This is a genomic window from Dialister sp. CAG:357, from assembly GCF_000435155.1.
Lineage (GTDB): Bacteria > Bacillota > Negativicutes > Veillonellales > Dialisteraceae > Dialister > Dialister hominis.
In genome coordinates, this window is sequence record NZ_FR896447.1 from 58,427 (window position 1) to 68,144 (window position 9,718).

General features: G+C 48.0%; 11 protein-coding genes. 8 read left to right on the forward strand and 3 right to left on the reverse strand.

Translation table 11 applies throughout. The features are described from left to right. The first annotated feature begins 163 nt into the window (after nucleotides 1-163). Together M3200_RS07155 and M3200_RS07160 are read left to right on the forward strand one after the other, a co-directional pair. Nucleotides 164-1,330: an SAM-dependent methyltransferase gene (locus tag M3200_RS07155; protein WP_022382854.1), complete on the forward strand. Its 1,167-nt coding sequence runs from the start codon at nucleotides 164-166 to the stop codon at nucleotides 1,328-1,330. Nucleotides 1,331-1,488: 158 nt separating this feature from the next. Further along, nucleotides 1,489-1,863, forward strand: coding sequence for a desulfoferrodoxin family protein (locus M3200_RS07160; RefSeq protein WP_108849927.1), 375 nt, complete (start codon nucleotides 1,489-1,491; stop codon nucleotides 1,861-1,863). A gap of 151 nt (nucleotides 1,864-2,014) precedes the next feature. Here M3200_RS07160 and M3200_RS07165 read toward each other — a convergent pair whose 3' ends face one another. Further along, on the reverse strand, nucleotides 2,015-2,485 hold the full coding sequence (locus M3200_RS07165; protein ID WP_022382856.1) for a MerR family transcriptional regulator: 471 nt from the start codon (nucleotides 2,483-2,485) through the stop codon (nucleotides 2,015-2,017). Nucleotides 2,486-2,643: 158 nt separating this feature from the next. On the opposite strand from M3200_RS07165, the gene M3200_RS07170 reads away from it, so the two are divergent. The 6 genes from M3200_RS07170 (at nucleotide 2,644) to M3200_RS07195 (ending at nucleotide 8,551) form a co-directional block, all read left to right on the forward strand. After that, on the forward strand, nucleotides 2,644-3,825 hold the full coding sequence (locus M3200_RS07170) for an iron-containing alcohol dehydrogenase (RefSeq protein WP_022382857.1): 1,182 nt from the start codon (nucleotides 2,644-2,646) through the stop codon (nucleotides 3,823-3,825). Nucleotides 3,826-3,863: 38 nt separating this feature from the next. Then, entirely contained in the window at nucleotides 3,864-4,268 is a 405-nt protein-coding gene (locus tag M3200_RS07175; RefSeq protein ID WP_022382858.1) for a cupin domain-containing protein, read from the forward strand. Further along, nucleotides 4,265-4,765 carry a flavodoxin family protein gene (locus M3200_RS07180; RefSeq protein ID WP_022382859.1) on the forward strand — a complete coding sequence of 167 codons (501 nt, stop codon included), beginning with the start codon at nucleotides 4,265-4,267 and terminating at the stop codon, nucleotides 4,763-4,765. Before M3200_RS07175 ends, M3200_RS07180 begins: the two co-directional genes overlap by 4 nt. A 19-nt stretch (nucleotides 4,766-4,784) precedes the next feature. After that, nucleotides 4,785-6,065, forward strand: a complete 1,281-nt coding sequence (locus M3200_RS07185) for a purple acid phosphatase family protein (RefSeq protein ID WP_022382860.1) — start codon at nucleotides 4,785-4,787, stop codon at nucleotides 6,063-6,065. A 2-nt stretch (nucleotides 6,066-6,067) separates the two neighbouring features. Further along, nucleotides 6,068-6,748 carry a dihydrofolate reductase family protein gene (locus tag M3200_RS07190; protein WP_022382861.1) on the forward strand — a complete coding sequence of 227 codons (681 nt, stop codon included), beginning with the start codon at nucleotides 6,068-6,070 and terminating at the stop codon, nucleotides 6,746-6,748. Nucleotides 6,749-7,060: 312 nt separating this feature from the next. Beyond that, on the forward strand, nucleotides 7,061-8,551 hold the full coding sequence (locus M3200_RS07195) for a Na+/H+ antiporter NhaC family protein (RefSeq protein WP_288178209.1): 1,491 nt from the start codon (nucleotides 7,061-7,063) through the stop codon (nucleotides 8,549-8,551). A gap of 62 nt (nucleotides 8,552-8,613) precedes the next feature. On the opposite strand, the gene M3200_RS07200 is transcribed toward M3200_RS07195, so the two are convergent. Together M3200_RS07200 and M3200_RS07205 are read right to left on the reverse strand one after the other, a co-directional pair. Beyond that, nucleotides 8,614-8,925: a hypothetical protein gene (locus M3200_RS07200; protein ID WP_022382863.1), complete on the reverse strand. Its 312-nt coding sequence runs from the start codon at nucleotides 8,923-8,925 to the stop codon at nucleotides 8,614-8,616. Between the two features lie 67 nt (nucleotides 8,926-8,992). Next, a complete protein-coding gene (locus M3200_RS07205) occupies nucleotides 8,993-9,622 on the reverse strand; it encodes a tetratricopeptide repeat protein (RefSeq protein ID WP_022382864.1) in 630 nt (209 codons plus the stop codon). Between the last annotated feature and the right edge of the window lie 96 nt (nucleotides 9,623-9,718).

The following is a 9,718-nucleotide window of genomic DNA, read 5'->3' on the forward strand; positions in this document are numbered from 1 at the left end:
GCGCAGCGCTTTGCTTGTACTGGATTTGTCAGCAAGAATGTTTCCTGAAATCCGCCGGAAAGAAGGCAGTGGATACAGAGATCAGCTGAATAAATGGGGAATACAATGAATGAGGAAGCGCTTATGGCGCGGAGATGGTGATTGACGGAATGGAGGCGTTACTATGCATGTTTTAGATGATTTCCTTATTTATTATTTGCAGAGATTTGATAAATACTGTTTCGACGTAGTGATTTGCGGCAAGGAATACAGGATCGGGAAAGGTGAGCCTGTATGCCGCGTTATTTTCCATAAGGATATTCCTAAGAAGGAACTCCTGACTTCTACGTCCCTTGCTCTTGGGGAAGCGTACATGAGAGGGGACATTGAAGTCGAAGGGGATATGTTCACCGTCCTTAAAGGGCTCCTCGAGCAGATCGATCAGTTCTCGCTGGACAGGAATGCCGTTGCCTCCCTTCTCTATCCGCCGGAAGACAAGTCGACACAGAGGGAAGAGGTATGCTCCCATTATGACCTGGGCAATGATTTCTACAAGCTCTGGCTCGATCCGACGCTGAGTTATTCCTGCGCTTATTTCAAGAATGACAATGACACGCTGGAAGAAGCACAGAAGAACAAGGTCCATTATATTCTGGAAAAGCTTCATCTTGAAAAGGGCATGAGTCTTCTGGATATCGGTTGCGGCTGGGGCTATCTTCTGATTGAGGCCGCCAAGAAGTACGGCGTCAAGGGATATGGATGCACGCTCAGCCATGAACAGTGGGAAATGGGCCAGGAAAGGATCAAGGCGCTCGGGCTCGAAGGCCAGGTGCAGATCGACCTTCTCGATTACAGGGACCTTCCGAAGAAGGGCATGACATTCGACCGCGCTGTCAGTGTCGGCATGCTGGAACATGTCGGCCGCTCGCAGTATGAACGGTACATGAGTGTCGTCGAGCAGGTTCTGAAGGACAAAGGACTTTTCCTCCTGCACTTCATCAGCGGCAGGGACAAGGTCAACAGCAATCCGTGGATGAGAAAGTATATTTTCCCGGGCGGGACGCTTCCTACCATGTATGAAATGCTCGAAATTGCCTACAAGGGCCAGTTCCAGCTTCTGGACGTGGAGAGCCTTCGCCGCCATTATTACAAGACGCTTTCCTGCTGGTACCATAACTTCCAGAAGGCACGCGGACAGGTGGAAGCCAAGATGGGCAGCGAATTCGTCCGTATGTGGGATCTTTACCTCTGCGGCTGCGCTGCTGCCTTCTATATCGGATACATCGATGTGGATCAGATGCTCTTTACCAAGGGAACCAATAACGATCTCCCAATGACAAGATGGTATTAAGTTCCTTGAGGAAATGTCATAATATATCAAAAATTTTTAATCTATTTTGATATACATTTCCATCTTTTTGTGGGATAATATTTATAGATATGAATAAAGCACAGGGCTTCATTCATATTTTCTACAGTTTTTGGTTATCTCTGAAGGGGGTAAGGAACATGGCAGTAGAATTTTACAAATGTAACGTATGTGGAAATGTTCTTGCGGTGATCACGAACGGCGGCGGCACAAGCCTCACCTGCTGCGGCAAACCGATGGAACACCTGATTCCGGGATCGACAGATGCAGCTGCTGAAAAGCATGTACCAGTCGTAGAAAAAGGTGAAAAGATGCTCCATGTACAGGTCGGATCCACTCCGCATCCGATGCTGGAAAATCATTACATCGAATGGATCGCTATGGAATGTGAAGGCAGACTCCCCTTCAAATATCTGAAACCGGGCGACAAACCGGAAGCAGATTTCCATCTTGTTGAACATGGCACGGTTTATGCATACTGCAACCTCCATGGTCTCTGGAAAACTGAATTCTAATCCATCATGAAAACGGGCCCCTCAAAGGGGCCCGTTTTTCGGTCTAAACAATAAAAAAAGAAACAAAATCTGATTTTCAGTCAGCATCTTGTTTCTTTTTTGTTTATACTCTTGAAATATTTCGGGATGGGTACATAATAATGAAAGGGGATTAGAGATCTTTCCTTTCTTTTCCCGGAACCGCATGGAGATGCACATAGGCATCGCGGAGATAGGCAGGGAGCTCGGTTTCATCCATTTCTGCCGGAACTTTTGTCGTTCCTGCGCGCTTGGCGGTTTCATAGTACCAGATTTTATATTCGACCATGCCCATCATGTCCTCAAGCTCTTCCATTTTCTTTCTGAGGAGTTTCTTCTGATGGGAGAGGATTTTCAACCGGGTATCGATTGTCTTCTGGCCATCGTTGGGAAGACGGATGAAGTCGCGGATTTCCTTCAGGGGAAGGCCTGCTTTTTTCAAGCACTGGATGAGCCGCAGGCTCGCAAAATCTGAATCACGGAACATGCGCATGCCTCCGCTGGAACGTTCCAGTTCGGGAAGGAGTCCTTCCTTATCGTAATAGCGGAGTGTAGAAGCTGGAATTCCTAAAATTTTGGCTGCTTCGCCGGCGGTATAGAGCATGATGGCCCTCCTGAAAGATTTTTGAATCAAGGTCTTGACTTAAAGTCGACTTTAACATTTAGAATAGACTTGAACTTAATTGAATTATAAATCAATTATGGCTATTAAGTCAATCAGGGACTCTGTGTCCTGTTATAGAAAGATAAGGAGGAATTATTGTGGAAAGAAATAAGTTATTTCAGGTATTTGTTCCGACTTGCTGGCTTTTTGGTGAAGGGCAGCTGAATCATCTTCATGAACAGGCTCTTCCGGGCAAGAAAGCACTGATCATTATTTCCAACGGCAAATCAACAAGAGCCAATGGATACTTGGACAGGACGGAAAAGGAACTGCATCAGGCAGGTGTGGAAACATCCGTATTTGACAAGATTCAGGCAAACCCGATCCATACGACTGTCATGGAAGGCGCAAAGGCAGCCCGTGATTTCGGCGCTGATTTCCTTGTTGCTTTGGGCGGCGGTTCCGTCATGGATGCCACAAAGGCCATTGCCATCATGTCGACAAATGACGGCACGCTTTGGGACTATGTAGCAAGCGGTACAGGCAAAGGCAAGCCGATTGCGAATAAGCCTCTCCCGATGGTAGACATCACGACGACAGCAGGCACAGGCTCTGAAGTAGACTGCGGCGGCGTCATCACAAATACTGAAACACACGAAAAGACCGGCATTGTCGATCTTGGCATCTTCCCGGTCCTCTCTATTGTCGATCCGGAACTGATGGCATCTGTCCCACCGAAATTCACTGCCTACCAGGGATTTGACGCACTCTTCCACAGCACAGAATGCTACATTTCCAAACCGGCCAATCTGATGAGCAATATGGTCGCATCGACTGCCATCAGGAATATCGGCAAGTACCTTCCAAGAGCTGTAGCAGACGGAAGCGATATGGAAGCCAGAGAACATGTGGCATTTGCCAATACCATGTCCGGCTACTCCATGATGACAGGCAGCTGCACATCCGAGCATTCCCTTGAACATGCACTGAGCGCTTATCATGAATCCCTGCCGCACGGCGCAGGCCTCATCATGATTTCCCTTGCTTACTACCGCACTTTCATCAAGTATCACTGCTGCGATGACCGCTTCATCGATATGGCACGTTTCCTTGGTATGGAAAATGCAGACAAGCCGGAAGATTTCCTGACGGCTCTTGAAAATCTGCAGAAGGCATGCGGTGTAGCTGATCTCAAGATGAGCGACTATGGAATCAAGGAAGAAGAATTCGAAGGCTTCGTCAAGAATGCAAGAACTGTCATGGGAGCACTCTTCCCGGCAGACCCGTACGTTCTTTCTGATGAAGACTGCGTCAACATTTACAAGGAATCCTATAAATAATAGATAATAAAATCAAGGAATCTTGGGAGGAAAAGGATATGGATAAGGATCATGTTTCTGCTTTTGCATCGGGAGAGCCCAATACAGCGTATCCCCAGTATTTTACAGGCCAGAGTTACCTGAAGATGCTGACAAAGGGGAAAATCCCTGTGGCCAATGTCACATTTGAACCGGGCTGCCGCAATCACTGGCATATCCATCATAAAGGCGGCCAGATTCTGCTCTGCGTGGGCGGAGTCGGATATTATCAGGAATGGGGACAGCCTGCGCGCCGTCTTGTTCCCGGAGATGTCGTTGAGATTGCGCTTGAGGTCAAGCACTGGCACGGTGCTGCGCCGGATTCCTGGTTCTCGCACATTGCCATTGAAGTGCCGGCTGAAGGCTCTTCGAATGAATGGTGCGAAGAAGTGAGTGATGAAGAATACAAGAAGGCCGTGAAATGAAAACGCTGATTCTTTATTACTCCAAAAGCGGCCATACAAGGGATCTGGCAGCCGCTATCCACAAGGTGATCGGCGGGGACATGAGCGAGCTTAAATCGCAGAGAAAGTATTCCTCTTCCTATGGCATGACGATCCTGCAGGCAGGCCTGGATAAGTTCCGCGGCCGTATTCCTGAAACGGAACCTCTATCTTTTAACCTGAACGATTATGACGTGATCTTCCTGGGATGCCCGACATGGTATTTCACGATGGCTCCTGCCATGCAGCAGTTCCTCTCACATGCTGATCTTAAAGGGAAGCACGTATTCACATTCTCCACCAGCGGAGGAAGCCCGAAAAAGACACTGGAAGATTTGCGCATGGCTGTCGAAAAGAGAGGCGGCACGATGGAAGAGCAGCTTCAGGTATCCTACAAGAAGGAAAACTGCATGACAACCCAGCGCGAAATCGATCAGTGGATCAGGAAGGCCGCTGACCGCCTGGAATTTTTGAAGTAATGGAATTAAGGAACAACTATTGAAGAAAACATTGAAAATAGCAGCCTGCGTGATGGCGCTCTGCGCAGCAGTATCGATTGCGGGATGCTCATCTTCCGGATCCTCCGGCAAGGCGGCTTCAGGAGAAGTCAAGGAAACGATGCGCTCCTATTCCGTCCGCCAGGTCGTAGCAGCCGATAATGAGCACGGCCGCACGATCATGTGGCAGATGACAAACGGGAAAGAAGACAGCCTCGAATACAGGAAAGCGGGCAGCAATGATATCCGTTCTGTCAAAGCCGTGTCCAAGGAGCTCAAGGGAGACAAAGGTGTCAGTGACAGCTTCGTCTATACCGCAAGGTTGGACAACCTGGAAAAGGGGACCGATTATGAATACCGTACCCGCCAGGGGAATGAAGTCAGCAAATGGTATCCGCTTGCTACTGATAACGGCGGCAAGTTCAAGGCCATCGTGACTTCGGATTCCCAGAGCTCGGATTATTCCGACTGGGAGAAATTATTCAAGGATGCTGCATCCAGAAATCCTGATGCCGCTTTCTTTATCGATCTTGGAGATATCGTAGATAACGGCCAGGATGAATATCAGTGGCAGGCATGGTTCAAGACAGTCGCTGATACGATTGACAAGATTCCTGTAGCTCCGGCTGTAGGCAATCATGAAGCCTATTCCCTTGACTGGAAGGAAACGATGCCGGAAAGGTACCTGACTCATTTCAGCCTTCCGAAGAACGGCGATGACAAGCTTGCCAATCATTACTATTCCTTCGACTGGGGCGACGTTCACTTTACGGTGCTTGATACATCCCTGGTAGAAGAGAAGCAGTGGGTGCCGGACCTTTTTGAAAAAGAAAAAGCATGGGCTGAAAAGGATATCACATCCTCGAAGAAGAAATGGAAGGTCGTCCTGATGCACAAGGATCCTCTCCAGTATTCCTTTGCTGATCCGAGCCGTCCGGCCCGCGAGGAAGGATTCTCCGATGAAGGAAAGGAATTCATGCCGATCTTTGACAAGACAGGCGTCGACCTTGTCCTCTCGGCACATCTCCACACCTATAGGGACAGAGGCCATATTTATGACTTCAAGCGCGCCGATCACGGACCGGTCTATGTCATCCTGGGTCTTGGCGGCAATGTACGCTATCCGGGCCTCTGGAAGCGCCATGCGCTCGATGAATATGTAGCTTTGCAGCCTGAAACCGACAACTACAACGTGTTTGAGGCAGATGATAACCAGCTTGTTCTGAGCGGATACCTGCCTGATGGCACGCTCCTGCATCAGACCATTGTCAGAAAGGATTAATTATGGACAGAGCAAAAGTCATTTTACACATGATGGTATCAATCGATGGAAAAATCGAAGGATACTTCGCAGATGCCCCGCTGACCGGCGCATGCGGCGACTATTATGAAGAAGTCATTCCCAAACTGGGAGATGCGCATGGGACCGGCTCTTATACGGCATGCCTTTACATGGCGCAGGCCGATGTAGATTACGATGCCTTCAAGGATACCCCGGTTGAAGATGGTGATTTCATCGTCAAGAATGAAGAAGGAAAGTATCTCTTTGTTTTCGACCGTCATGGCAAGTGCAACTGGGATGATGCATTCTCCGGCGGAATGCAGATCGTGGAAGTTTTGACCCGCACCGTCAGAAAAGAATATCTGGCTTACCTTAGAAGCAAGAACATCTCTTACATCTTTGCCGGTGAAAATGATCTGGAGCCGGAACACAGCCTTGAAAAAATGAAAGCTTACTTCGGCATTCATACACTCGTCCTCTGCGGCGGCGCTACCATCAACGGCGTCTTCTTAAAGGCCGGCATGGTCGATGGCATTTCCGAAGTCATCGTTCCGCATGTCGAAGGAAACCATGACCAGAAGGGCATTGCAGAAACGAATGTATTCGTTCCTGATTCCTTCCCCCTGAAGAAAGTGACACAGCTTCCAAATGGCGGCGTTCACCTTGTCTTTGAAAAGAAATAAATAATGAACTCTAAAAGGGGCCGTGACAATGACTGCACTTGTCACAGCCCTTTTTATCGTGCATGTTTTATTGCCGTCTTGCCCCTAAACGAAGTTCGGAAGAGTTTGTTTACTTTGTCAGAAAATGCGCACTTATGAAATTTTGTGTGGAGTGCGGTCAAAAACGGCAGAAGATTCGATATCTTCGGATGAAATCTGTATTCATATTTTTATGGCGGATTATGACATATTGTTGTATAATAAACGAAAAACTTTAGTAAAGGGCAGATGAAGACAGAGTCTGCCGGCAAAACGGAGAGGATTGGTGTTTTTATGGCTGAAACGGTATGGTCGCTCCTGCCGCCTGTGATTACTATCATTCTGGCGTTAGCGACGAAAGAAGTGTACATGTCCCTTGCCATCGGTATTTTTATCGGTGCGTTCATGTTCGCAGGGTTCAGTTTCCTGGGCGCGATCGACACGATGTTTGCAATCATGTCGGATAAGATCGGCTCGAATGTTTACATTCTTGTATTCCTGGTGCTTTTGGGAATCATGGTCGCTGCGATCCAGAAGTCCGGCGCTTCGCAGGCATATGGTGATTATGCAGCGCGTACGATCAAGGGAAAGAGAAGCGCTCTTTTCGTTACGATGATCCTTGGCATCCTGATTTTCATCGACGACTACTTCAACTGTCTGACTGTTGGTACGGTCATGAGACCGGTCACTGACCGTTTCAATATTACAAGAGCCAAACTGGCGTATATCATTGACGCTACGGCAGCTCCTGTCTGCATCATTGCACCGGTATCGAGCTGGGCAGCAGCTGTTACTTCCTCTCTTCCGGAAAACAGCGGCATTGATGGATTTGCCCTCTTCCTGCAGACCATTCCGCTCAACCTTTATGCATGGCTGACGATTATTTTCATGATTATTATCATCTGGTCCGGCAAGGATTTCTCCCGCATGGCTGATTTTGAAAAAGAAAGCGGCGGCACACTTGTCATTCCTGCTGAATATGCAGAAGATGATTCCATGGCTCCTGTCGGCAATGGAAGCATCATCGACCTCATTCTTCCTCTTATCGTCCTGATCGGCGGCTGTATTTTCGGCATGCTTTATACTGGCGGCATCCTGGAAGGAAAGGGCGTTGCAGAAGCTTTCGCCAACTGCGAATCGGCACGCGGCCTTGTTATCGGTTCCTTTATGACTCTTATTTTCACCTTCATTCTTTACATCCCGAGAAAAATCCTGAACATGACCACCTTCTGCAGCTGCTTTGTAGAAGGCTTCAAGCAGATGACTTCCGCTATCATGATCCTTTCTCTGGCATGGACACTCTCCGGTGTTGTTGGTGAAGATTACCTGAATATCGGCAGCTACGTAGGCAGCGTTGTCAGCGACAATGCAACGATTGCCGTCATGCTTCCGGCTGTATTCTTCCTCGTTGCTATCGGCCTTGCTTTTGCAACCGGTACATCCTGGGGCACCTTCGGCATCCTGATTCCTATCGTCCTTGCCATTGTTGCCAATGATAACAACCTGATGGTTATGACTGTGGCTGCTGTCCTGGCAGGTGCTGTTGGCGGCGACCATGTCTCCCCGATTTCCGATACCACGATTCTGGCATCGGCCGGCGCGCAGTGCCATCATATCGATCATGTCTCCACGCAGATTCCTTATGTGGCAGTTGTAGTAGTAAGCTGCGTTTTCGGTTATCTCGTTTCCGGCCTGACTGGAAATGGATATATCGGTGATGTAGTAGGACTTGCTGTCATGCTCGTCATCCTCGGCTACTTCCTGAAATTCAAAGCAGCAAAATAAACACCAATTGAAAAGCGCCCGTATCTGCCAGGCAGATGCGGGCGCTTTTTTGTTCTTCTAGCTTATTGATGATTGAAGGAGTCTGTGATTTTCCGAAGCATTGTCACGATGGTGAGGATGACAGTGAGCGCAAGGATTGTCATGGACCAGGCGACGCCTACAGTCATGTAGCCTGTGAAGGAAAAATCCCAGTTGAAGTACATGACGGTAATGATTGCTGTAGCAATGCATCCGATAGCAATCAGTGTGGCATTGGCCCTGTATGTGACAAGGTACAGGATGCCTGCCAGATAGCCGAAAAGCCCGGCAGAGGATAATAGCTCATGATGGTAGAGCACAAGAGAGACAGCAGACGAAATTAAAGAATATTTCATGAGAACCTCCATATAAAACAAAGGGACTGGTACTCGAAATCCCTTTGGATAAAGAATCGGATTTGCTTTAGCTTGTCATGGCTTTGAAATCAGGATCGGTTCTGAGCCATGCAAAATGATCCTGCGTCTTTGCAGTCTGTTTTACATCGGCAGGGGAGAGATCGATGGCCTTCTTCAGGTATTGAAGAGCATGTTCCTTATCTCTTTTATCTGCATAGTTGGTAGCGATGCCGTAGTAGGACCATGTGTTTTTAGGGTCGGCTGCGAGAACTTTCTGGAAATAGGCGATGGATTCATCGTAATGCTTTCCCAGCTTCTGCGCCATGGCCATATCATAAAAAGCCTGCACATAATCAGGATTGATGGCAAGCGATTTCTTAATTGTTGCAATGCCTTCTTCAGGAGATACGTCAAAGGCCTGTATAATTCCCTTGAGTGAAAGGGCTTTGTAATTTTCAGGGTCGTTTTCAAGTGCCTTTCCGCATGCCTCGAGGGCAGAAAGGTGATCTCCCTTCCCGTAAGCGATGGCAGCCTTGTGGTACCATTCATCAGATTCCTTTGAAATCTGGTGAAGCGGTGCCTTTGCTGCAGGGGCAGAGGAAGCCGGAGGCTCTTTGGCGGGCTGGGGCTCTTGCGATCCGCATCCTGCTGTCAAAAAAAAAAGGCCTGCAAGAAGTAAGCCTGCGTATGGTTTCACAGATGATTCCTCGTTTCCAATCTTAAAAAATCTATGATTTCTTTTTTCTATTTATATTGTATAATATTTATTATAAACCAATCCTATTCATAATGT

Excerpts from the sequence above, each read along its gene's own strand:
- M3200_RS07155 (WP_022382854.1), top strand. The coding sequence starts at position 164 with ATGCATGTTTTAGATGATTTCCTTATTTATTATTTGCAGAGATTTGAT.
- M3200_RS07160 (WP_108849927.1), top strand. The coding sequence starts at position 1,489 with ATGGCAGTAGAATTTTACAAATGTAACGTATGTGGAAATGTTCTTGCG.
- M3200_RS07165 (WP_022382856.1), bottom strand. The coding sequence starts at position 2,485 with ATGCTCTATACCGCCGGCGAAGCAGCCAAAATTTTAGGAATTCCAGCT.
- M3200_RS07175 (WP_022382858.1), top strand. The coding sequence starts at position 3,864 with ATGGATAAGGATCATGTTTCTGCTTTTGCATCGGGAGAGCCCAATACA.
- M3200_RS07180 (WP_022382859.1), top strand. The coding sequence starts at position 4,265 with ATGAAAACGCTGATTCTTTATTACTCCAAAAGCGGCCATACAAGGGAT.
- M3200_RS07190 (WP_022382861.1), top strand. The coding sequence starts at position 6,068 with ATGGACAGAGCAAAAGTCATTTTACACATGATGGTATCAATCGATGGA.
- M3200_RS07195 (WP_288178209.1), top strand. The coding sequence starts at position 7,061 with ATGGCTGAAACGGTATGGTCGCTCCTGCCGCCTGTGATTACTATCATT.
- M3200_RS07200 (WP_022382863.1), bottom strand. The coding sequence starts at position 8,925 with ATGAAATATTCTTTAATTTCGTCTGCTGTCTCTCTTGTGCTCTACCAT.